This window comes from Congregibacter variabilis (assembly GCF_045689235.1).
GTDB classification, from domain to species: Bacteria; Pseudomonadota; Gammaproteobacteria; order Pseudomonadales; family Halieaceae; genus Congregibacter; species Congregibacter variabilis.
In genome coordinates this window covers 3,768,302-3,792,585 of record NZ_CP136864.1, presented here as the reverse complement: position 1 = coordinate 3,792,585, position 24,284 = coordinate 3,768,302, and the positions used below count along the sequence as shown (strand labels likewise).

Here is a 24,284-nt window from a genome sequence, read left to right as displayed (position 1 = left end):
CCAGACCATCAATTTGTGCGAGAAACGATATTTAATGGCTTACATTCAACAACACACGGAGCTTGGAGACAGATATGGCTTTTGAATTACCCGCTTTGCCCTACGAACAGAACGCACTTGAGCCGCATATTTCAGCAGAGACCCTTGAGTACCATTACGGCAAGCACCATAAATCTTACGTCGACAAACTCAATGGCATGCTCGCCGGCACCGAACTCGAGTCTGCAAGCCTCGAAGACGTGATCCGTCAGTCCGAGGGCGGTGTTTTCAACAACGCTGCACAAATCTGGAACCACAGCTTCTACTGGGAATGCCTGTCACCTAACGGCGGCGGCGAACCCACAGGCGCCCTAGCAGATGCAATCAACAGTGCATTTGGATCCTTCGCAGCGTTTAAAGAAGCATTCAGCGGTGCGGCAGCGGGCAACTTTGGCTCAGGTTGGACCTGGCTGGTACAAAACGCCGATGGCTCAGTAGCTATCAGCAACACCAGCAACGCTGGCTGCCCACTGACAGACGGCGTAACGCCACTGCTTACCGTGGACGTATGGGAGCACGCCTATTACATCGACTATCGCAACGCACGACCCAAGTACCTGGCGGCCTTCTGGAACCTCGTTAACTGGGACTTCGTGGCTAGCAACATGGCGTAGCACCCGCAGCACCACACAAAGCCGCCTTTGCGAGAGCTCAGGCGGCTTTTTTGTGTCTATGCTTCTGAACCCGCCAACACCAGAGAGGCAACTGCGTGATTGCTCGCGGCTTTGAGTCGCCAAGCTACCCGCCGACACGAGAGCAGCCCTTACTTCGCGTCGCGCTATGCGCTCCTGACTGCTACGTAAGAGCAACTCCCGCATCGGCTAGCGCCGAGCGAATGGAACCGAGCGAGCAAGCGCGAAGTTGTCGAACGAAGCGTAGAAGCGACGGCAGCGAGAGAGGCAACTGCGCGCTTGCTCGCGACTTCTCAGCGAAACCGGAGCCAAGCAATAGTGGCGAATCCGAATAGCCAGGCACAAAAAAGCCCGATCTGCGAACAGACCGGGCTTTGTCTAAGCGCTTGGGTAAGCTGGCTTACATCATGCCGCCCATGCCACCCATGCCGCCCATATCAGGCATACCGCCGCCTGCAGCCGCACTATCGTCTGGCGAGTCAGCAATCATCACCTCAGTGGTGATCATCAGGCCGGCCACAGAGCCAGCAGCCTGCAATGCTGCGCGAGTTACTTTGGCTGGATCAAGAATACCCATCTCGATCATGTCACCGTACTCGCCAGTCGCAGCGTTGTAGCCGAAGTTACCTTCGCCTTGACGTACCTTGTCGAGAACAACAGAGGCTTCGTCGCCAGCGTTGCCGACGATCTGACGCATGGGTGCTTCCATGGCACGCAGTGCCGCAGCAATACCAATGTTCTGATCTTCGTTGTCACCCTTAAGGTCTGCGATAGCAGCAATGGCGCGAACCAGAGCTACACCACCGCCAGCAACTACGCCTTCTTCCACAGCTGCACGGGTAGCATGCAGTGCATCTTCAACGCGGGCTTTCTTCTCTTTCATCTCGATCTCGGTGGCAGCGCCAACCTTGATTACCGCAACACCGCCAGCCAGCTTGGCAACACGCTCCTGCAGCTTCTCGCGATCGTAATCAGAAGAAGTGTTTTCGATCTGAACGCGGATCTCTTTTACGCGAGCTTCAATGGCAGCGGCTTCGCCGGCTCCATCGATGATCGTGCTGTTGTCCTTGTCCATAGTGAAGCGCTTGGCGTTACCCAGGTGCTCGAGAGTCGCGTTTTCCAACTCCAGACCAACTTCCTCAGAGATAACAGTCGCGCCGGTGAGGATAGCGATATCCTGCAACATAGCCTTACGACGATCACCAAAACCAGGCGCCTTACAGGCGGCAACTTTTACAATGCCACGCATGTTGTTGACAACCAGGGTCGCCAACGCTTCGCCTTCAACATCTTCTGCAACGATAACCAGTGGCTTGGACGCCTTGGCTACCTGCTCCAGTAAAGGAAGCAATTCACGGATGTTGGAGATCTTCTTGTCTACAAGCAGGATGAATGGGCTGTCAGTGTCAACGCTCATGCTGTCCTGATTGGTGATGAAGTATGGCGAAAGGTAGCCGCGATCAAACTGCATGCCTTCAACCACGTCGAGTTCGTTCTCGAGGCCAGAGCCCTCTTCAACCGTGATCACGCCTTCTTTGCCGACTTTGTCCATGGCATCAGCGATGATTTCGCCGACTGCATAGTCAGAGTTAGCTGAGATAGTGCCGACCTGCGCAATGGCCTTATTGTCTTCGCAAGGAATTGAAGCCGCCTGAACCTGCGCTACCGCAGCGGCAACAGCCTTATCAATACCGCGCTTAAGATCCATGGGGTTCATGCCTGCCGCAACAGCCTTTAAACCCTCATTCACGATAGCCTGTGCCAGTACTGTGGCAGTAGTTGTGCCGTCACCAGCAACGTCAGAGGCCTGGGAAGCAACTTCCTTGACCATCTGTGCGCCCATGTTCTCAAAGCGATCTTTGAGTTCGATTTCTTTCGCAACGGAAACACCATCTTTTGTTACGGTAGGTGCACCGAAGGATTTCTCGATGATTACGTTGCGGCCCTTGGGCCCCAAGGTTGCCTTAACGGCATCTGCGAGAATGTTTACGCCGGCAAGCATGCGATGCCGGCCTTCGTCAGCAAAAAAAACGTCTTTAGCTGCCATGATTTGTTCCTTTAAGTCTTTCTAAAAGTTGAATGTCTGGGTCTGAAATCGCGAGGCTTTACTCAACAACCGCGTAGATTTCGCTCTCACCCATGATGATCAGCTCTTCGCCATCGACTTCGATGGTGTTGCTGCCGGCGTACTGGCCGAAAACCACGGTGTCACCAACATTGACAGCCAGCGGACGAATCTCGCCGCTATCCAGTGCTTTGCCATTACCAACGGCAACCACTTCTCCTTGGTTAGGCTTTTCTTTAGCAGAACCGGGCAGAAGAATGCCACCGGCTGTGGTTTGCTCTTCTTCGTTACGGCGAATGACCACACGGTCATACAGCGGACGGATCTTCATTGCTTCAAATCTCCAATCAATCGTCTTTACGGGACCCCGAAGCGGGGGACTGCATGGTTTATGGGGTGTATCGAGGGGATTTCAAGAGGTTTTTGGCAGTCTTTTGCCTAGAGTGCTAATTAATTTTCTTACCTTGATAGCCAGACACAAGGAGTCAAGGTCGAGTTAGCAAAATACTGTATATTTTTCAGACGCTTAAGTATCTTCGTCGTCCAAACGGCGGAACTCGCCCTCTATGGGCTCGCCGGGCCGCATTTGCTCAGTCTGACGCGATTGATAGGTCGCTGTGTGGGTCTTACCTCCCAGCGCAGTAAAAATCCGTCGCCTCAGAGGCCCCAAAAGCACAATAATTGCCAGAAAGTCGGTGATCAGACCCGGAACAATTAGCAGCAGGCCTGCCAGGCCCAGAGCCAACTCGTCGCCCAGCAGTTGCTGGGGAATGACCGCCGCGCCGCTCTGAGCAGCGCGGAGCTTGTTGACAATTTCCATGCCCTGAGCGCGCAGAATCGCCAGGCCCAAAAAAAATGTCGCCAGCACGTAGAGCATTGTCTCCACAGCGCCGATGCGACTGCCAAGCTGAATCAGCGTAAATAGCTCCATCCACGGGAGCAGTATAAAAAACCATCTCATGATTGAAGTATGGGGTCTCACTGATCGTTTGCAAGTCGGCCACTACCTTCCCTTACAATCACCCGATGGCAAACAAAAACCCCATGGACGGAAACCTGGATCAGCGCATATGGCTCACCGTGTGCGCCATACCCCCGGGCAAGTTAGCCACCTATGGCGATGTTGCTGAGCGAGCCGGACTTCCCGGGGCCGCAAGACGTGTAGGCACTGCGCTTCGCAAACTTCCCCGGGACAGCAACGTCCCCTGGTATCGAGTGGTGAACGCCAGCGGAAAAAGCTCTCTGCCGCCAAGCACCCAAGGCGCCGATCGCCAACGGGCCCTACTGGCAGACGAAGGGGTGTTATTGGGCTCCGGTGGGGCAGCAGTTTTACGACGCTATCGTTGGTAAATCACAAGAGCGGCTTGCCACACACTGACGTTCACCGCAGGTCTTTCCTGCGTTCGACATGCATCAAAACACCCACCAGCAAGATAGCGGGTATTCCCAGGCCGGCAGCAATAACGAAAAACTGCGGATAGCCGGATGTGTCTACCACCCAACCCGAGAAGCCCGATAAAAACTTTCCCGGCAGGGTCATCAAGGAACTAAACAGCGCGTACTGCGTAGCCGTGTAACTGCGATGAGTGAGACTCGAAAGATAGGCTACGAACGCGGTGCTGGCGATACCACCACTAAGATTGTCAGCGCTTATCACTAGTGCAAGCCAGACCAGCGCCGGGGGGCCCTCACCCTGTACACCTGCGAGCACAGCGAACAGTAAATTGGTGCTGGCGACCATCACCGCACCGAGCATCAGCGGCCTTAGCAAACCAAAACGTAGTACCAGTACGCCGCACAGAGCTGAACCGGCAATAGTCATAAAAAAGCCAAACAACTTAGCGACGCTGGCGATTTCGGACTTGCTGTAGCCCAGATCGAGGTAGAAGGGGTTCGCCATCACACCCATGGCGATATCGCTCAAACGAAACACCGCAATGAACAGCAGTAACACAAAGGCAAAGGGGCCAAAGCGCTTTACAAATTCCAGGAACGGGCAAATCACCGCGCCTAACAGCTGCCGCTGCCACAACGGCCGCTCATCCAGACGCATAGGCCGCCCCATAACTTGATCGACCATCTGCGCATCCATGCGTCGCTGCTCCTCGGCCGTTCGGTGAGCAGGCTCATCGGCCCAGAGCGTGGCCAGGATGCAGGCGCCCACGAGAGCAGCCATACCCAGATAGGCAAGCGACCAGCTGTGGATGTCCGCCAAATAAAGTGCTCCGGCGCCGGACACCAGCAAAGCGAGTCGATAACCAAAAATATACGATGCGGAGAGCGCGCCCTGCTCTTCGTCCGGAGCCGATTCAATGCGAAAGGCATCTAAGGCGACATCCTGTGTAGAGGATGAAAAAGCCACCAGCAGCGCAGCAAGCGCAATAGGTACCAGTGACTCCTGAGGACTCATTACGCTCATCAGAGCGAGACCCGCTGCAATACCGAATTGCCCAAGGAGAATCCAGCTGCGTCGTTGCCCGAACAGACCATGCAGTAGCGGTAGCTGCAGCCGATCCACCACCGGCGCCCAAAAAACCTTGATGGAATAGGTCAGACCAACCCAGGCGAAGAATCCGATGGCTGTACGCTCAACGCCCTCATCGCGCAGCCAAGCGGTCAGCGTAGAAAACACCAGGAGAAATGGCAGACCGGCAGAAAAACCCAAGAGACTCAGCACCAGGGTCTTTTTGCGAGTGTAGATCAGCAGAGCTTCGCGCCAGGAGTAGTTCGTCACTGCTTCAGACATTGCGCTATTGTTTCCTTGTTCCGCGGATTATCGCGAACGGTGATAATCTTACTGTGCACATTTTGTAGCGGCCGACGTGCAAGCCCAATACCTCGTCATTCTATCGCTTCGTACAGCGGATTGACCGCACCGTGGCAAATGCTGCAGACATCATCGCAGGTATCAGCGCTGGATGACGAGGGAGAGCACAGAAAATCCTCGTGAAATAAAGGTAAAACCAAGCGCTAGCTAATGCTGTCTTTCCAAGCTAGGGTTCTACAACTTCAGACCATTATTCGCTTAGTGAACCAAGTGGACTCATCCAAACTTTCTTACAGAGCAGAAATTGACGGCTTACGTGCCGTGGCTGTCGTTAGTGTCATTCTGTATCACGCCCAGCTAAATCTGTTTGGAAGAGATTGGTTTGAGGGCGGATTCATTGGCGTAGATGTGTTCTTTGTCATTAGTGGATATTTAATCACTCGCATCATACTTTCAGAGCTACAGACAAATAACACCTTCAGCCCTTTAAACTTTTATGAACGACGGGCGCGGCGCATATTGCCGGCGCTCTTCCTCGTAATATTTGCATCTATTCCTTTTGCATGGCAGAGGCTGCTGCCCTCGGACTTTGTTGAATACGCAGACAGCGTCATTGCTTCTCTGTTTTTTGGGTCCAACTTCTTTTTTTACTTCAGCACCACAGAATATGGCGCTGACAGTGCACTGCTAAAACCCTTTCTTCACACCTGGAGCCTGGGGGTGGAAGAACAGTTCTACTTCATTTTCCCTGCTGTGGCCGTCGTCATATACAAGTACTTTCGAGCGCACTTTCTAAGGATGATTATAGTGCTCTCTGTTCTTAGTTTGCTGCTTGCCGAATTCATGGAAACACGTAATCCAGAATTGAATTTTTTCCTGCCGTTTAGTCGCTTTTGGGAGTTGGGGGCGGGCTCAGCGCTTGCGATCAAAGAGCTGAACTCCAAGCAAGTTGGAGGCACTTTCCTCCACCGGCTTTTACCGGCGATTGGCTTGTCCTTGGTTGCCTACGGCATATTCTTTTTTAATGGTGACACCCCGCATCCCAGCTTTCATACCATCGTGCCCATTTTGGGTGTGGCGCTAATTATAGGCTTTAGGTCTAAAGACGAGCTCGTAGGAAGGATCCTGAGTAGCAAACCATTTGTATGGATAGGCTTGATCAGCTATTCGGCCTATCTGTGGCACTTTCCAATATTCGCATTTTCTCGTATGGGAAAAGATCCGACCAACTACGACAAGTTCGAATGGATTGCTCTTACTTTTGCACTTTCGCTTGCCTCCTATTTTTTGATTGAAAGACCGTTTCGACACAAAGCCATTATTAGTTCCAGATTGATGTGGCTCGTCCTTTTCGCATGTCTTATCTGTGCTGTTGCTTTTATGGGCTATGTGAAAGTTTCGAAGGGTGTTTGGGATAGATTCAGCCTCGATCAGAGAGTGTTGATAGGGGGTTTCGACACGGCAGAATTTCGATCCTTCTCACATCCCGACGGCGTTATGGGAACGATTTTGGACAAGAGGATCGAATCAGAGAAGTGTTATTTGCGCGACCCAATGGATGCCTGTCGCTTCGGCGATGAGAAGTTTGTCTTTTTAGGCGATAGTTATGTTGCGCAGTATGAACGGACGGTGTTTGCGCGTTTAAAAACCATTGATATGGGCTTCATATCCTTAAGCTATGGGCAATGTCCGTTTGTGTCAGAGGACATCTGGTTTGATGGCAGAGCTGAGTGCCCATACGTTAACGAGCAACGTCGGAAGGTCATAGAGGGATTCACCGACAGCAAAATCTTTTTAATCAGTGCAAACGAGCAGCAGTTTGAGAGCCCCAAAAAGAGAACAAATAACCCCGTGAAGGACGGATGGGAAGATTTCAGGGGGGGCGAAAGCGCTGCATCGCGCATTGCGTGGAAATCGTACTTTCAAAATATTGAGTGGCTCGTGTCAAAGGGACATAAAGTGATTCTAGTCAGAAGCTTACCTCGCCCTACCCTGAATGCTCTCAAATGGCTCCCTCAAAACACTCACTATATATCGCAGCGAAACTTCCCCTACCTATCCAACAAAGATAAACCATCAAAAATCCTAGCCTCCGATAACAGCAAGTATCCAAAATTTGATGGTCCGGTACTTGTTGTTGACCCCGTAAATAGCCTGTGCGATCTGCAAAAAGATGTTTGTTGGGACGTGATCCCAAATGGGCCTATTTACGACGGCGGCAGACACTTATCGTTCATTGGCGCTGATCTAGTGGCCAAAGATATTGTAGATGCGATTGCGAAGTTTTAGCAGGTAGGCATTCAAGCGGCTGTGCAATGATACAGACGACGGTTCCTCAAACGCCTCATTAAAGCTACGAATCGTGTCCAGATAGCGATCGGGCTGAGCGTCAACGTCTCGAACGCCGGCAGCATAGGTTTCGTAGTACAGAAAGACCCTCGTGATGGTTAAAGATCGTCCCTGATTGTCTATCTCACAGTGGATGCCGTTATCGAATATATCTTTCAAATCAGCAGGTACGCGAGCGCCGAGTCTTCCTTTTCCCAGTATCTGGCAGCTAACCCAGGCGTTCTCGTTAAGTCTTACACGAAGCTCCGCCGGACCCAGTCCTCGCCAAGCTAAGAATTCGATCTCCAGCATAAGCTCCTTCGTGGAGTGATTCCGTTGTACCCAGGTAACGCGAGGCTCTATACGCTGAGTCACTCGCCCCTGGCTTCTGAGGCGCAGGCCCCCGGATACACGAAAGCGTGCATTATTTGCTTTCGCCCAACCACGCCCCCCGGCTAAGAACGCCGTGTTGTAGAGCAAATTCATCCGGTAGTCACGGCTCGCCCAAAGTCCGTAACCGCCGCTATATTGCTTGAGTAACGGTCCGGCCAATTGCAAAAAATCGTCTATCTGATCCTCAGCGATATGCGCATGGCTATCCAGATACTTCTGCGTGTTATCAATAAAGTTAAACTGCTCTACCACTTGCCCCGGAAACGCCCCATCCTGGCTGGTCGATTCCAGCATATGACGGAGCAATACCTCCGCCTGCCGCGCATCGAGCTGCTCTCCAACATTCTCTGCCCCCATAAAGGGCGCCCAGTAGCTGAATCGATGCGGCTCCCAGTCAAGAAAAGCATTGTTGTCTCGCCAGTCGACACCATCTGCGGTAGGCACCGGATCCTTGTCCACCCGATACTCCACACCCAGCTGCGGCCAGTGCGAACGCGCCAGTTCAAACATCGCCGTCATGCGGGCATTCGCAAACGCCAGGTAGTGGGCATGTTCGGGACTCTTTTTAGGGGGAATACAGTTTTGATGCTCTATCCCCAGCTCTTCAAGGTAATTCAGATAACCCGAAGCTCGGGCCGCGGCGGCGTTGGCGTCGCCGACCTGCTCCTGCCACACACGAAAGGCATGCCAGAGCTCTTCCCAGGAGATAAAGCCCCCGATGCAACAGGCATAGTCCTGGGCAATGCCTGCAATCCTCGAGAAGTAATCCAGCCAGGCATGCTCGGTCGCGGGATCGGTCAAAAGCGCCTGCGCCCAGCGGAAACCGTTAAGACCAGGCTCCAGCATCACCTGATGTGTGTAAGCCACGCGCAAGAGCACGGCAAGCCCGGCGCGTTGAGATTCATAAAGAACCAGTCGCAACTGTGCTTCATAAAATGCGTCGTAGCTTATGGGCGTCTGACTGCTCTGAAAGCTGCGCCAGGGCACCACGACGATAATGGTGTTAAAACCGTCCTTGCGCAGCAGAGCCAGCTCCCGACGTACAGCGGATCGGCGCATCACCTGCAATGAGTCCAGGGGCCAACCGTCCGAAAAATAATGCGCCGCAATCAGAAATTCCGGGCGTTCAAAGCCCTTCCAAAAGGCCCATCGATTTAGTGGCAAGCTATGACTCCCCGAGCTTCATGCACCGGGCGTCCAACTCGTCAAGAAGCACGTCACTCTCTTTTAAACCTTGCCAGTGGGTCTCGAAACGCCGGCAAGCCAGTTCATACAATGCAATGTCGAGGCTGTTTGCCTCCCGCACTGACTGCAGTAGAGGACCCAGTTCCTCTTCGACGGCAGCACGGCGCTCATCAGAACTGCGGTGATCACTGCTATCGCGAACGTTCTGGCGCCTGAATGCCAAATCAAGATCAGGAAAGTCCTGCTTTAAGGTCTGCTCAAACATCACCGCGCTTTCGCGATAGCGATCCACCATACCAATAGCAGGCAATCCATTCAGCAGTGCTACCGCACGGTCAAACTGAGCCTCGTCACCACTGCCCGGATACGTACCCGACATCATTCGAACCTGATAATTTCGAACAACGGGACCGGTACCTTTCTCGAGGCGCCAAGCAACATAACTTTGCAGGTCCCCATCCCGGGCTTTACGCGTCCCCGGGTGATCCACTGCCTGTCGGCGTTCAAACTCGTATACCGATAGAATTCGTTCTATGGGATCGCGCAATATCACCAGGGGAACCAGTCGTAGCCCCTCAACACTGGGCAACGGAAATGGTAGCCAGTGACTGGACAGCGCCTGCAACCGAGGATTCCGTTTAAGAAAATTTGCGAGGTATTCAGGGTTGGCACGCATATCAGCGTCACCTCGATGATCACAGAAGCGATCCCCAAAACTACGCTCAAGACTCCAATCCAGGGTCGTTCCCGCGTTTTTGAACAGATGAGCATGCAAGAGCACGGGCTTGGCCCCGTTGGTGGCTGTCATCTCAAACCCATGCGTTGGAGTACGGAGCCGGCTTTCGTGCGCTTACAGCGCTTTCGGAATTTCGATAAGCGCTGATCAAAGTCCTCAATTTTACCAATGGCCTCATCCAGCTTCTGATTGGCCTGCCGGTAAAGGGCCAGATCATAACTATTGCGACTCAGAACATCCGCTGCGAGATCTCCAAGCTTGTCCAGAGTGTTATGGACGCGAGCGGCAATAGGCTTTTCCGAGGCCTTTTCTTGAGTGACGTTCTGGCGAACATAGGCCAAGTCGATGTCGGAAAAGTAAGGCCGAAGATACGTCTCGAACACGACCATACTCTCGTCGTAGCGGTCCACCACGCCTACACAGTCCAGAAACTCAAGATGATGCAATGCCCTTTGCAACCAATCCGCCGGCGCTGTGGACTTCACATGCCTTGTATGAAACCCAGCGATGTAGCTGGTTTGGTAATCACGGATCGTTCTGGGCACCTCCTCTTGCATACGCCAGATAACGTACTGCCTGAAGTCTTTCTCTTTCGCTGCGATTGCACCGGGGGTGTCGGCGTCCTGTTTTCGCTCAAAGGCATAGACAGACTGAATCCGCTCTATTGGGTGACGAAGAAAATACACCGGGTGAAACGTCACGTCCTTGGGTTGAGGAAGCGGATAGCATAAATGGTGGCTTGAAAGCGCCCGCAAGTCCGGGTTGCCAGCCACGACCGTAGCCAGATGTTTAGCTCGTTGCTGACGCATAGCCTGGTTATCCCGATGATCCAAAAAATCATCGCCAAAGCTCCTGCTTAAGCTCCAGTCGAAGGTGGTCCCAGCATTCTTGAAGATATGACCATGCAGGATGATGTGGCGCATTCGTTGAGTCCAGGCACAAATGGTATTTCGGGACAAAGAAAGACCCGCTGATTCGGCGGAGGTCCGTCATGTCGACTATCGGGTGAAGTCCTGTTGAACCAAACCGGCGGCTGATACACTCCAATTTTACGATAATAGGCATGCCAAGCGATACCGTCCCCCCATGCGCAAGCTACTCCTCCATATTGGCAGGCACAAAACGGGCACCACATCGATCCAGAGCTTTTTGCAACAAAATCGCGCGGCTCTTCTGGCGAAGCATGGCTATTTCGTTCCGCAATCAGGGCGTATTAAAGATGGGCATGCAGCACTGGCCCACCCTCTCCAACCGCGTAACGCCGATGCACGTAAAGACATCGAGGACCCTCGGTTGATTCCAAGCTTTGTGGAACTCAAGAAGGAACTTGCTCTTCAGGATCCAGACAATACCGCAGTGATCAGCTCCGAAGGATTTCAAAACTGCAAACCCGAGCTGGTAAGAGAGGCATTTTCTGACTACGACGTAAGCGTTATCGTGTACCTCAGAAATCAGCTGGACTACCTTGCCTCCTCATATGCGCAGCGTGTGCAAGCAACCTCGTACACCGGAAGTCTTCAGGACTTTTACGATGATGTATATCTAAAGGGTAATAACTACGCGCGCTTTCTACAGGGCTGGAACCACGAATTTCCGGATGAGTTTCTGGTACGGCGTTATTCTTCCCACGACATCGTCAACGATTTTCTCGAACACGCGCTAAAGTTACCTGATGGCTCTTTGACAGTCAGCGCCGGGCGAAGGAACCCTTCGATAAACAGCGTAATCACTCAGTTCAAGCTCGAGCTCAACCGCAGACAGCCTAAAAACGCACCACCACAACTGCTGATTTATCCTATTTTACCCAAGCTTAATGAACAGTTTCCCGGTCCCAAGTTCACTCTGCCACCGGAGATTGCGCGGCATCTTGTGGAACAGTGTCGAGACTCAGACAACGCCGTCGCCGGGACCTACTTCGAAGGGGCCCCACTCTTTGATTACACAGACTATGCTTGCAGCGATGCGGCAAAAATGGATGATGCGCTGTTTAATGATATCTACGAAACATTGATTGCACTGGCCAAAACAACTGAAGCAGAGACTTCGTAAAATGCGTTTTACTCATAAGCTCGTCAGGCGTCGGATCAACAGACGGCTATGCTGATATCAGTACACATGCCAAAAACGGCAGGCTCCAGCTTTCAGGCCACGCTTGCGGCGCATTACGGCGATGCTTTGCTGCTACGCTACCAGGACCAACCACTGCATCGAAGTGCCTGGTCGCGCAATTTTGGTGCCAGCGTGGACTGTCTGCGTAACAGCGGCTCCACGTTCGCAAAGATCAACAGCGAGTGCATCCACGGACACTTCCTGCCGCTGCGCTACCGATTTAGTCGGGCTGATGCCCCGCTTCAGTTTGTAACCTGGCTTAGAGAACCGGTGCAGCGGCTGATGTCCCACTACAGCTACTGGCTAAGAAGCTACCAACCGGGACAGTCAGGCTTACTGCATCAGCGCATGATCGAAGAAAAATGGACGCTAGAACAGTTTGCGCTGTGCAAAGAGCTGCGAAATCTCTACAGCATCTTTCTCTGGGGCTTCCCCCTGTCCAGGTTCGACTTCATCGGCATCACCGAGGACTACGACAACGAACTCGAGGAATTTGGGGAACGCATACTCCACGCACCGACCGTACCCCAAGAACACAACAGGAACCCTGAGCGAACGGAAAGGGAGTACGTCGTCAGCAAGGCGCTACGCAAGGACATCGAGCGCGCTCACGCGGCAGACCTGAGGCTGTATCACCAGGCACTGACTATGCGGGAGCAACGAGTACCTAACTAGACGATCAATCGAAATCAGCTACTGCTGGCGTTGCGCTTAGGATCAAACTGCGCCACGTAATCCAGGGAGGTTTTCGGATCTATGGCCAGCGTCTCGGCCTGAGGCTCCAGCGTGTACCCCAGATAACGTATGTTGTCTCCCCACTCGCGATCTATAAACGCCAGGTCGTCACTATTCAGCCAAGAACGCCACTCACCGAAGCCGCGAGATCGTGCCACGCGGGTATATTCCTGGGGCACCTCAGCATCACCTTCCAATGCCAAGGCGGTGTAATCACTGAGCTCAGATAGTGACTTACCTTGCAGCAGGTCCTCGTAACACAACATGAAGGGCTTAAAGCGCGTCTCGTACTCACGTTGAATTGTGTGCAGACGTTTGAAAACGCCTATGGGACCTCGGCCAACCAACGCGGCCAGCGTATTGTATAGCTCGATAGTAGAAACGGTTGAGGGCGACTCAAGCTTGGCCCGTAACGCTTGCCGAGCAGATTCATAGGCTTGCGCGTCACCGCTGACCTGAAAATCGTAAAAGAGATATAGCAGCATGCTGATGAATTGATCTCGGGGATCACGATAAATCAGTACATGACTGTCAAAACGCTCCAGCGCTGGATTGTCCTTGGTCACGCGTCCAATGAGCACCTTCGTGAGCGTGTTGCCTGTCTGGCTCAAGACACCCTCAAGAGCCTCATCGGTATCTGGCTCGAAGTAAGTAGACAAATTGTCAGACGACTGATCCAAAGCCTCTTTGAGCTGGCTAAACAATCGTGTAGTGCCGGACTTTGCGAGTCCTGCGATCAAATAGTGCATCTATTTCTCCGAGACAGCATGTAACCAGCGCCGTTTGAGTCCAAGGGCCGGCTTTTCTAGAAGATGCCAAGACAGTAACGCAAGGGTACCAACTACAACAGTCGCTATCGCCGTATTGAAATAAGGCCCCTCACCGGGGAAAAACTGTACGAGCGTCTGCTGTACTGGCCAGGCGTAAATGTAGATACCGTAGGATGGATCACCCAGCCATCGGTCTATATCGAGGTACGCACTGCGATAGGCAATAAAAAATATCAGGTAGATAAACGCCGGCGGAAAAACATAGGGGAACCAAGGCTCACCAAGAGCAGCGTAGGCAAGACAGCCCGCAGCGATCGCAAGAGGCAGACTCAATGGAATCGCGTCGCGATTGAGGTAGACACCAACTCCAAGAAGGAAATACACACAAGGCTCGGCCCAGCGCTCAATGCGGCCTACCAAAGGAACATCCGTAAAGTAGTTGATGGAAAAAAGCAGCAGTGCTGCACCTGCCAAATTTGCCAGGGCACGCCAACGCAGCAACCCCATAGCGCCGGCCACCATCAGCAGAATGTAGCAGGATACTTCTACCGGCAGAGTCCATAGGGATCCATTGACTCCGGATCGGGGGAGACCCGCAAAAACCCCGGGCAAATCAAAGCTCATGGGGAATAGCGCAGTAGTGTTCCACAGGTAATTCCAGGTTCTTGGATGAGCAAAGTACGCCGATTGTTCCAAGGTTGTTAGCGTAGAACCCAGCAACACAACACTCAGCAACACACACACAATAAGCGCTGGATAAATTCGTAAAATCCGCGAGATGCAATAATCGACTAAACCTCGGCGCACAAAGCTTGCTGCGACAAGATAGCCGCTGATGGCAAAAAAGCCACTCACCGCAATCTCACCAAGCCAGGTGGATTTTTCAAAGAACTCGCTAAGCGGGTTGAGATTCCCATAGCCTGTTATAGGGAAGCTATGACCAAACAGCACGCTCCAGGCAAACAGGATTCTTAAGGCTGTGAAATTGTTGCGCCGGCTCCCATCATAGTCGCCGAGCATAGACGCCCCATCAGAGACAGTCGCTCTCACTGCCCGATGTCCCTGGGATATCCAAGTTTGGGGATGTCAGCACGGAGCACGTCGGCGGCGCTGTCGCGATCAAAGTAGCTCTGAAGCCAGGCGCCATGCCGATCCAGCTTTTCGTCCTTCGGTTCTTGCTCTAGGAGTAATGCGATAAGCCGCTTAGCAATGTTTTGCGCCGTATTCTCTATCCACATCACCGAATCACTTTCCGGAATACCCTCAACCCCAATATCGGTAGTCACCATGGGCACATGATTCGCAATAGCTTCGATAATCTTGCCCTTAATACCCGCGCCGTAGCGCAGCGGCACAACCACCGCGCCCACCTGGCGATACAAACTGTTCAAGGCGTCATCACTGACATAGCCATGTACCTTCACAGAATCGCCAGCAAGAGCAGAGACCTCCGTAGGTGGATTCGAGCCCACAAGATGCAAACTCGCATCCGGAACCGCCTCTAGAACAAGCGGTAGTATTTCATTCACCAACCAAAGTGCCGCATCGACGTTGGGCGGATGGTTGTATCCACCTACAAATAGCAACTCTCTGGGCGCCGAAGGAGCATAGGCGGGAAGCTCGTCGATCTGCATTGTGTACAGCGGAATGCGTCGTAGCTTGGCAGCCGGAACAAGCTCACGTAGTGCATCAATCTCTACCTCAGAGAAGTAGTACACCCTGTCCGCCCTTTCGCACACAGCCAACTCGCGCTTACGCCATGATTCAGAATCGCGGCGCAGACTGTCGTCGTCTTTGAGCGAAGCTTCCCGGGCTATGCGCAGATAGTGAAGATCATGCCCAAAAAAACTAATGGGAGGCCGAGGTGACATGCGCTCAAGATGAGAGAGCATCTGCTCTGCGATATGCGGCCGATGCAGGAAAACCTCATCGATGTAAGGCGCGTGATCGGCGAGCCACTGATCCAGATTTCGCGCAATGCTTTCCCCCACCAACACCTCGACACCCATGGCTTGAAGGGCTTTAGTGTATGGCTGATGAGGGAAAAAGTTGGCGCCCATCAACTGCACACGACAGCCCAGGGCCAAAAGCAGTTGAATGTACATATAGGTGGAACGTCCACCTGCATCTTTGTCGTGATGGGGAACATAGTGATCTATAACCAAAATACAGGGTTTGCCTGCAGAGCGGTCCCGCGCGTGAACCACATGCTGTGCGTTAGGAAAATGTCGGGCCTGAAGCTCATCCCGCCATTTGTCCCTAAAGACCGTCTGGTTAACCACCTGATGCTGTTTCACGCCGGCGTTCAGGTCGGTGCCGTTACTGACACCCTCAAAGTGATAAATTACACTCTCGGGTTGATAGACCACACGATAACCAGCCGCGCGGGCCGAAAAGCAAATATCCGCGTCCTCATAATAGGCCGGGGCGAAGCGCTCATCGAAACCTCCCAGCTCTTTCCATAGGTCACTGCGAATCGCCAAACAGGCACCCGATACGTAATCAACGTCTCTGCGATAGTTGTACGCAGGTTTATCACGATCATCAGCACGACCAAAATTCCAGCCAGAAGCGTCATCCCAGATGATGCCCCCAGCCTCCTGCAAGACGCCATCGGCAAACAGTAACTTGGGACCGGTGACGCCAACCTGCTGGTCATCGAAGGGCTCAAGTAGTGCAGTCAGCCAACCCTCGGTTACCGCCGTGTCATTGTTGAGAAAAACGATGTACTGGCCCCGCGCGTGCGCAGCGGCCTGATTACAGTTTTTAAGAAAACGCAGGTTCTCGGAGGTTCTGGCCACGTGCACACCGCGCATACGCTCGGCAATGCTTGCGGTGAGATCTGTAGAAGAGTCATCGGCGATGATGACTTCGTAATCAACATCCCAAGAAAAGCGATGCACCGACTCCAGGCAATTAATGGTGACCCGGTAGTCGTTGTAAACCGGCACAATGATAGAGACCGTCGGGGATTCCGATACCGGAAAATCCAGCTCCAAATCATCAAGATCAGCGCTCAAGCTCGCCGGATCAAAGTGAGCTGAGGCTGCTTCGGAATCCGGAAACCGCGCGTTGATCCATATCGACAGGTCTTCGGAAGAACTACCAAAAAATACAGAAGCGGCGCGCCGCAAACGAGCCCAGCTAAAGCTTCGGGCAGATCCCGCCGGATTTTGTCGCACATAGCGAAGCACGTCGCGAGCCATGCCAATCTTTGTGGGTCGGGGGGCAGGCTTGTCCATCCCAAACTCGTCAAAGTGAATATGTGCCTGTTCCAGCAGATTTTCGTAGGCGCTGCTCTGCCCTCTTCGCCCGGTGAGCAAGCGATACACTTTGCGGGTATAGCGCTGCAAGCGCGCCATGGTGGACAGCTCGAAAGACAATAGGGTTCGATGGGATTCGGTGAATAAGGAGAACAGGTACTCAGTTTTGTCTTCGAGTGACTGAATAGTCTGACCACGATCATTGAACTCAGATTGCAGCTCGTCATACAACGACCATAAGTTGGCGTGCTCCTTGAAGAGTTGGGCGTGTGTACTCACCTCGTTCTTGTGAGCAATGGCAAGCTGATCATGATCCTTAGTCAGACTCGCTAGCGCAGCCGCAGCCTGAGCGTGGACCTTCTGCTCTTTCTTGTGCGCCGCAGCAAGCGCATTGTGCTCACTGCTAAGTCTCTCAAGCGCCTGCGCGGCTTGGGCATGAAGCTTTTGTTCCTGATCGTGCGCAGACGCAAGGTCGCCATGCTCACGCTCCAGATTTGCTAGCGTATCTGCCGCCTGCGCATGAAGTTTCTGCTCATTCTCATGAGCAACAACAAGTGCCGCATGCTCGCTTTCCCGTTGATTGAGGGCGTCCAGAGCTCGATCACGATCGGCCAGGCGCTCTTGTGCCAGCGCAATCGCTTCATTGCGTTCATTTGTGGTCTCAAGCAAACGCGCGAGCGGTTCAAAGGCTTGCGCAAGATCTTGCGTGCGCGCAAACAGCAATGGCTCAGGGTCAAGCTCCGGCTGCACTTTGCTCCTGCCGCTGCAAACCGCCACGCAATATTCGTGCAGCGCTTTTTGAGAGTCGCTGAGTAGGCGCCAATCCGGATCGTCGGAGACAGCGTCAAAGTGACGAAGCTCTGCACGGTAAACAGTACTGGCCTTTTCTGGGATGCAATCAAAGCCCTTGGCGCTGAGCTTCTCCATAATCTCGACAAGATTGCTTTCACCGGCTGCGAGCTGGTCGTAGCTAACACTGAGGCTATCGCCACCGAGTAATGCTAATGCCCGTCGGTTATAGATCTCCCACAAGGCTAATCCAAATTGAAGAGGAAAGCTGTTACGACGGGCGAGCGAGCGTGCAACGGCGAGGGGAGATCGGTAGACAAACAGCACAGTGGCACTATCAACAAAAGGCGACCACAGCTGCCAGGTCAGACAAAGCCGCGGGTCTTTAAGAAGGTATTGTCCGTTAGTGGAACTATCGCAAAGATGAGCGAGCAATGCTGCCAGGTCTTTTTGATCCTCAGCACTTGCTGAAATTTCAAGCGCCGGCGAGTACCAAGCAGCATCAGCCTTAGCAATCAGGCTGTCATTGATCTCGACCAACCGTCGATTTTCGTAGAAGCCCTCGGGATTATCGGGCTGCGCTGACAGTAGCTCATCGGCGGGCCCGGCGCCAATCCCTGCCTCCGCACAGGCATGGGCTACAAGTGAGGTGCCTGAGCGGTGCATGCCTACAACCGTCAGCAATTTCACGGAAGGATCATCTTTGGCGACGCCGCTATTCGCGCTATCGACCCGGCCCTACTTATAGGGCTCGAACAACTCTTCCATGGCGTCACCATCAATGAATGCGTCATCACTAATGCCATACCGGGCATTGATATCTTTGGTTGCTAGAGAGCGATATTCTGCAACAATGTCTTTGAAGATGTCGTTGCGTACCTCTTCGAATGAGTAATAGCCGCCCTCTTGGATGCCATCGAGACGGATAATGTGAATACCGAACTGCGAATCGGTGATCTCAGAATAATCACCGATGTTTGTGATTTCAAACAGTGCTTCCGTGTAGGGCGGCGTGACTCCCGGCTCACCAAATCGCATCCACGACGTTAACTGACCGCCGCGAGCCTTCGATCCAGGATCATCTGAGTACTCTGCTACCATGTCTTCGAAGTCAGCTCCATTACGCAGGGCATCCAAAATTTTCTGTGCCTTTGCGCGCGGCTCCCCCCGGGGCAACCCCGGCCGAGACGCAATTAAAATATGACTGGACTTGCGCAGCTCAGGTTTCGTCGCGTATTTATCCTTTTGCGTTTCGTAGTATTCACTCGCCAAGGCATCGACATTTGGAACCTTGTAGGCGCCGAGTTCCCGATCAAACACAAACTGTTTTTTAGCGCTTAAAACCTGAAACTGTAATTCCCAATATCCCGGCGTATCAGGACCCAACGCGTCCGCAACTTTTGCCATTTTACGAATTTGCAGCATCGAGGTCAGGAGATCAAACCGATCTGCAATATCGTTGGCTGACAGACTCCGGATTTTTTCTGGGGTCATTTCGAGGGCGGCTTCAAATTCCGCATAAGTAATTCTGACATCACCATCAGCAATAACCACGTCAGTGGGACCCGCAACAACCAATGGGGCCATCACCAAAGCAAAAACAAACAGCTGAACACGAGCAAAAATAGACATAAACACAGTAATCCGCAAATCAAGTCGTTAAAGTATACGCTCTGTCCATCTCGACGTGATGTAGAGCAGCGTAAGCCGAAACAAAAACGTTTCAACGCGCGCGTGACAGACAAAAAAAAGCCGGCACCTGTAAGGTGCCGGCCTAGAACTAGCTTTAAACTAGACTGTTAAAAGCCGGCAGTCGAGCTGCTGAAGCTGTGAGCAACGATTCGACCATAGCTCGCGTCTGGGTTAGCAGCAACGCTACGAGCCCAAGCTGCGAAACCGATCATTGGCACGTTAGTACCGCTTACAGACGTCGCGCCATCAGCTGTGTCACAGCTCATCAGCGTCTCCAACTCCGAGTCAGCAAGCTGCGGGCCCAGCGCGTCGGTGGGAACGTACGTACCGTCCCAAGCACAAATACGTGGGTCAGTTGTAGCAGACTCTACGCCAAGACGCAGCCAACCGTAGGGCTGACCAAGGTCAGCGGTAATGTCTACGTCAGAGACACCCAACACACTGTTGCCGCCAAAGGTAATGACGTTGGTCTCTTTTTTGAGCTGCGTCACCTGAGCCTCACCGGGAAGAGCCGGAGAAACAGTAAGATCACCTGTCTCCGAGACGACTGACAGCTCTTCACGGTTGTAAGGAACGATTGTTGCAGTCACGGGAAGGTCTCGGAAATCGCAGTCAGTGCGCGTACAGTCATCCGCAGCCGCAGTCGAATTCAGATCGATCACAAACTCAGGAGTGTCCATCATAGTGTACTGACCGGGAAGAGTTACCACCCAATCGACTGCCGCACCGTTAGCTGTGTTAGCCGTCCACTCGTTATTCAACTGAGCAACACCAAGTACTGCGCTATCTCGAAGAGATGCGAATGCACCACGATCCGGAACAGTTGCGGTGGGGACACCACCGTTGAGGTCTGGGAAGTCAAAGCCATTCATATCGCCGGACAACCAACCGAACTGCTGGTTAGACATACTGGCCTGAGAAAGGAACCCCTGCACATGCACCGCATTGTCACCAAACTCGATACCCGTAGCATTATCGCGGATGAAGTAAGAAACCTTCAACGCGTCATCGGAATCAGTGAACGCGTTGTTAGCTGCGCCCACAGCTGCTCCCGCAGATGACGTGTATGCCGACTGGCGAGTGGTCTCGTAATCGACCACACCGCGGACGCCATCCACTGCGCCGTCAGCGAAGAAGTTGGAGCGAACCGCCTCACAATTCTCAGGTGTCAGCGAGGTTGAGCCGTGCTCAGCAGCGATCGCAATAGCCTGATCCTCATCAATGGTCTCAGCCATCGCAATAATTTCTACGTAGCCTGTATCTGCACCGTCGCGATAGATAGGCGGCATAGTTAGCTTGTTGCCGGTCGCTGCAGGCACAGTACACGTGGTGTCGTTAGCAGACCACGAGATATTGCCGTTCTCGTCGTCAGAGAGGAAACCTGCATAAACATCATTGGGTGACATCACGACGTTGAAGTCGAGTGCATCCAGCGAGTCAGAAGCGCGACGGAAGCGAAACTTAACAACCTGTGTTTTCTCACTGGTGTTCACAATGTGTATACCAGTAATCCACTCACCATTGACGGTGTAGTACGGGACCAGCGCAAGGTCGCCCAGAGCGTTGTTCGCAATGGCCGCTGCGTTTGCTACGTTGACATAACCAGCAGAAGCAGCTGCTACTGCTGCGGCGATGCCTAAAGGCTTAAATACTTTGTTCATGATTGGAGACTCCTAATGTCTACAGTTTTCACAATTCTAAGATTGTGCTAGCGCTTTTATTGCTAGCTGCAGCCAGCTTTCAACCCGCTGCCACACTTACAAGTTGGCACTATACCACCATTCTCCATCGACCAAAATCCATTGTTCGACGAATCGTGTAGGCACTGCGCCTATTGCTACTGAGGCGGCTGAAGTTTGTTTGACAGGTCGGGACATGACCCCGATCGCCACACTCGCTACAGCTGCCCGCGCATCATAGTTAACGAAATCAACCGAAGTCAACTCCCATTCCACCATGTAAGAAAACTTCCGCTCGTACATGGATTTGCTAAAAATCTCTCGATAGGCCGGCGAGGTGTACTCATACGCGGTAGCCCAGTCTCTTTTTACGAGCGCCTGCCAGCGAGCCTCGGCGCGATCTAATAACTGCGCCTGGCTTTCCTCGGTCATCCTCTGAGAACCGGCACATCCGACAAGCGCAATTACGATTAAAGCAACGAACATGCGCCTTAGGGCACCCATAAAACCTCCTAAGCTATTGATAAACATATATTTAACTTCCAGGGTTATCTTGACTGCTTGCGACACCCGCATAGTCTGCTGCGCCCATGCAAGCAGCAAGCTTGCCCCTTTTGGGCAAAGAATCCCGCTTGATGTCATTCGCGATTTCTACTGGAAGTGACCTGACATTCACTAGCCAAACCCGATAAAACCAACCTGATAAACGCGTATTTTCAGTCACTTAGCGGCCCCTGGGCGTTTAACTTCGAGCTTTATTCCCACTAATTTCGACCCTTGGATTGGGAAAAATACCATCATTTTTTATATGTTATGACCCCGGATCGGGGCGGATCTCGTACCAATTCCATGAATCGAACCTGCTCACGCATCTCGTCGCTGACCGCTCTCAACTCATCTTCGTTATAAAGAGCCCGAGGAGTGATGATTACCAGTAACTCTGTTCGACGACTATCTGTGGTTGTTGTGCCAAACAAGCTGCCGAACAGCGGAATCTCGCGCAAAATGGGCACACCCGAGTCTCCAAGGCTGGAGTTTTCTCGGATAAGGCCGCCTAACACCACTGATTCTGACGATCGCACTGCAACACGACTATTAATAGTGCGGTCCAAAAACGCTCGCTGCCCCGTGGCAGAGTCAATTGAGCCCACATCAATTACTGATTGCTCGATATCCATGGTCACCAGGCCCCCAGCGTTGACAGAGGGACGCACAGAAAGCTGCACACCAGTATCGCGATACGTGATGTTTTGCACTGAGTTCCCGCCATTAGTAATGGTTTGGCCCTGAAGCACCGGCACCTGGTCTCCCACCGAGATAAAGGCAGTATGGTTATCAAGCACCATCACCGAGGGTGACGAGATAACATTAATAAGCGACTCCTCACTCAAGGCGTTCAAGACCGCCGAAATGTCACCTACCGAGTTGGACACGGTATAAGAGAAGCCTGCGGCCGCAGCGGGCCCGGCCGCTCCAGCGGCCAGAGTTCCCAAACCATCGTAGCTGCTACCCAAGCCGTTCTTGAAGGTCCACTCCAAGCCATAGCGCAGTTCGTCAATAAGTTGAACTTCCATAATGCTGGCTTCGATAATGACCTGGGTGGCCACAACGTCTAACTGCTTTAGAGCGTCTTTAACAATGCCGTACTGCTTGCCGTCGGCATAAATCATTAGCGCATTGTTCTCTTCGTCGGCGACAACGCGCACATCGGCAAGCTCGCTCATCCCCGCACCAGTGCCGCCCATGCTGACTGAAGTCATAGACGCAGCTGCGGCGCGAGCGCCCTGCCCGGCGCCCCGGTTAGCGGAGCCTCCCCCGGCCATAGAGCTTGAACCACCAGAACCGGATCCAAAAGAGGAGCCGCCGCTACTCCCACCGGCCCCACCCGAAGAAGCGCCGCCACCGATAGATTCCGGCGACAAGCCCGGAGCGACGGCTGCCTGATCGCCGGGCGATCTAGCCCCGCTTTGCTGTCTTGCGCCAGTACTACCTGCCGCACCACCTGAGTAAATCGAGTTTAGAAGCTGCGCAAGACGCGTTGCAGTCGTGTTCTGCACCGGATACACGTACAGACGTTTTTCGAAGCGGGCATCCGGGTCCACATCTATGCGCTGAATCCAACTACCCACGCGATCAAGATAATGCGCACGCGGTGTAACAACCAAAATGCTATTCAGTCGCTCCATCGGTAGCACGCGAACAATACCGGTGATATCCCCGCCCTCACCTCCTGCTGCTTCCATTAATGTTTCCAGGGCGGTGAGCGTTTCGTCCACGCTGCTGTTTTCCAGCGGAAACATGCCCACAGACATACCGGCCAAAAGATCCACATCAAAGGTGCTCACAATCTCCAGCCAGCCGCTGAGCTGCTCCCGGGTACCGGCCATCATCAGAAGTGCCCTGGTGTCATCTACCCGCACAAACGCGTCTTTATCGGCAAGGGGCTCGAGAATGCTCGCCATGGCTTTTGCACTGATGTATTGCAGTGGTATGACCATGGTCGAGTATCCCGCCGCAATGTCCTCCACGCTGGTAACGTCCGGGCGCAGATTCATTGCCTGCTGTGACCCGGTAATGAGATAACGGCCATCATCACCGCGAATCATTAGCGCATCATGTGCTTTTAACAACGACTCCAGAACAACAAGCAATTCTTCCCGAGGAATGGGCGTTCGCGTACGCAGCGTGACCTTGCCCTCGATCGGGCGATCAACAATGTAATCCAGCTGAAGAATATCGCCGACGATGGCGTGCACTACTTCATTCAGCGGCGCCTGCTCAAAATTCAAACTGACGTCATCACCCAAGAACTTGATGATTTTTTGTGGTGCTGGAAGACGCACCTGTTGATCAGTCCCACGATACAGTACGGGCTCTGCGCGGCCATCCGCCTGCTTGTCAGCCAAGGCCTGGGCAGATTCGACCAAAGGCGATCCATTAGCGGAGACGGTCGGCGCAACCGGCTCAGGACGACCTTCTACTTTCCCGGGCTCCCCCAAAAGCACAGTTTCTGAGCGCGCCATTTGCTGCAGATCTTGCGATGCGCATCCAGCGAGCGCGGCACACAGTGCCGCAAATGCGGTCACTCGTAGAGTGGTGACC

Annotated in this window: 19 protein-coding genes; 5 read left to right on the top strand and 14 right to left on the bottom strand. The window is 53.1% G+C overall.

Annotated elements, in window-relative coordinates; genetic code table 11:
• Window positions 1-74 precede the first annotated feature (74 nt).
• Complete coding sequence (locus R0135_RS17000; RefSeq protein ID WP_407348098.1) at window positions 75-653, top strand: superoxide dismutase; 579 nt, start codon at window positions 75-77, stop codon at window positions 651-653.
• Between the two features lie 418 nt (window positions 654-1,071).
• On the opposite strand, the gene groL is transcribed toward R0135_RS17000, so the two are convergent.
• From groL to R0135_RS16985, 3 genes are all read right to left on the bottom strand, one after another.
• Window positions 1,072-2,718 carry a chaperonin GroEL gene (gene groL / locus R0135_RS16995; protein ID WP_407348097.1) on the bottom strand — a complete coding sequence of 549 codons (1,647 nt, stop codon included), beginning with the start codon at window positions 2,716-2,718 and terminating at the stop codon, window positions 1,072-1,074.
• Between the two features lie 58 nt (window positions 2,719-2,776).
• Entirely contained in the window at window positions 2,777-3,067 is a 291-nt protein-coding gene (gene groES, locus R0135_RS16990; protein WP_407348096.1) for a co-chaperone GroES, read from the bottom strand.
• A 195-nt stretch (window positions 3,068-3,262) separates the two neighbouring features.
• A complete protein-coding gene (locus R0135_RS16985; protein WP_407348095.1) occupies window positions 3,263-3,697 on the bottom strand; it encodes an FxsA family protein in 435 nt (144 codons plus the stop codon).
• A 65-nt stretch (window positions 3,698-3,762) separates the two neighbouring features.
• Here R0135_RS16985 and R0135_RS16980 point away from each other — a divergent pair, with 65 nt between their 5' ends.
• Window positions 3,763-4,086: an MGMT family protein gene (locus tag R0135_RS16980; protein ID WP_407348094.1), complete on the top strand. Its 324-nt coding sequence runs from the start codon at window positions 3,763-3,765 to the stop codon at window positions 4,084-4,086.
• A gap of 31 nt (window positions 4,087-4,117) precedes the next feature.
• On the opposite strand, the gene R0135_RS16975 is transcribed toward R0135_RS16980, so the two are convergent.
• Window positions 4,118-5,482 (bottom strand): AmpG family muropeptide MFS transporter, encoded by a 1,365-nt coding sequence (locus tag R0135_RS16975; RefSeq protein WP_407348093.1) that lies wholly within the window; start codon window positions 5,480-5,482, stop codon window positions 4,118-4,120.
• Between the two features lie 231 nt (window positions 5,483-5,713).
• On the opposite strand from R0135_RS16975, the gene R0135_RS16970 reads away from it, so the two are divergent.
• The gene (locus tag R0135_RS16970) at window positions 5,714-7,792 is read left to right on the top strand and encodes an acyltransferase family protein (protein ID WP_407348092.1); all 2,079 of its coding nucleotides are present in this window, start codon (window positions 5,714-5,716) and stop codon (window positions 7,790-7,792) included.
• On the opposite strand, the gene R0135_RS16965 is transcribed toward R0135_RS16970, so the two are convergent.
• The 3 genes from R0135_RS16965 to R0135_RS16955 are packed head-to-tail and all read right to left on the bottom strand — an operon-like array spanning window position 7,751 to window position 11,068.
• Window positions 7,751-9,388, bottom strand: coding sequence for a hypothetical protein (locus R0135_RS16965; RefSeq protein ID WP_407348091.1), 1,638 nt, complete (start codon window positions 9,386-9,388; stop codon window positions 7,751-7,753). The two genes, R0135_RS16970 and R0135_RS16965, sit on opposite strands and share 42 nt — an antisense overlap.
• Window position 9,389: 1 nt before the next feature.
• Window positions 9,390-10,217 (bottom strand): hypothetical protein, encoded by an 828-nt coding sequence (locus tag R0135_RS16960; protein ID WP_407348090.1) that lies wholly within the window; start codon window positions 10,215-10,217, stop codon window positions 9,390-9,392.
• Complete coding sequence (locus R0135_RS16955; protein WP_407348089.1) at window positions 10,214-11,068, bottom strand: hypothetical protein; 855 nt, start codon at window positions 11,066-11,068, stop codon at window positions 10,214-10,216. The genes R0135_RS16960 and R0135_RS16955 overlap by 4 nt, the downstream gene beginning before the upstream one ends.
• A gap of 163 nt (window positions 11,069-11,231) precedes the next feature.
• On the opposite strand from R0135_RS16955, the gene R0135_RS16950 reads away from it, so the two are divergent.
• Window positions 11,232-12,194, top strand: a complete 963-nt coding sequence (locus tag R0135_RS16950; RefSeq protein WP_407348088.1) for a hypothetical protein — start codon at window positions 11,232-11,234, stop codon at window positions 12,192-12,194.
• A 48-nt stretch (window positions 12,195-12,242) separates the two neighbouring features.
• Window positions 12,243-12,929 carry a hypothetical protein gene (locus R0135_RS16945; protein WP_407348087.1) on the top strand — a complete coding sequence of 229 codons (687 nt, stop codon included), beginning with the start codon at window positions 12,243-12,245 and terminating at the stop codon, window positions 12,927-12,929.
• 14 nt (window positions 12,930-12,943) lie between these two features.
• On the opposite strand, the gene R0135_RS16940 is transcribed toward R0135_RS16945, so the two are convergent.
• The 7 genes from R0135_RS16940 to gspD form a co-directional block, all read right to left on the bottom strand.
• Window positions 12,944-13,738: a hypothetical protein gene (locus R0135_RS16940; protein WP_407348086.1), complete on the bottom strand. Its 795-nt coding sequence runs from the start codon at window positions 13,736-13,738 to the stop codon at window positions 12,944-12,946.
• Window positions 13,739-14,809, bottom strand: coding sequence for an acyltransferase family protein (locus R0135_RS16935; RefSeq protein WP_407348085.1), 1,071 nt, complete (start codon window positions 14,807-14,809; stop codon window positions 13,739-13,741).
• Window positions 14,806-18,501, bottom strand: coding sequence for a glycosyltransferase (locus tag R0135_RS16930; RefSeq protein WP_407348084.1), 3,696 nt, complete (start codon window positions 18,499-18,501; stop codon window positions 14,806-14,808). The genes R0135_RS16935 and R0135_RS16930 overlap by 4 nt, the downstream gene beginning before the upstream one ends.
• A gap of 48 nt (window positions 18,502-18,549) precedes the next feature.
• Window positions 18,550-19,443 carry a peptidylprolyl isomerase gene (locus R0135_RS16925; RefSeq protein ID WP_407348083.1) on the bottom strand — a complete coding sequence of 298 codons (894 nt, stop codon included), beginning with the start codon at window positions 19,441-19,443 and terminating at the stop codon, window positions 18,550-18,552.
• 167 nt (window positions 19,444-19,610) lie between these two features.
• Entirely contained in the window at window positions 19,611-21,164 is a 1,554-nt protein-coding gene (locus R0135_RS16920) for a hypothetical protein (RefSeq protein ID WP_407348082.1), read from the bottom strand.
• 96 nt (window positions 21,165-21,260) lie between these two features.
• Window positions 21,261-21,785 carry a hypothetical protein gene (locus R0135_RS16915; RefSeq protein WP_407348081.1) on the bottom strand — a complete coding sequence of 175 codons (525 nt, stop codon included), beginning with the start codon at window positions 21,783-21,785 and terminating at the stop codon, window positions 21,261-21,263.
• A 194-nt stretch (window positions 21,786-21,979) separates the two neighbouring features.
• Window positions 21,980-24,205, bottom strand: coding sequence for a type II secretion system secretin GspD (gene gspD, locus R0135_RS16910; RefSeq protein ID WP_407348080.1), 2,226 nt, complete (start codon window positions 24,203-24,205; stop codon window positions 21,980-21,982).
• Window positions 24,206-24,284 lie beyond the last annotated feature (79 nt).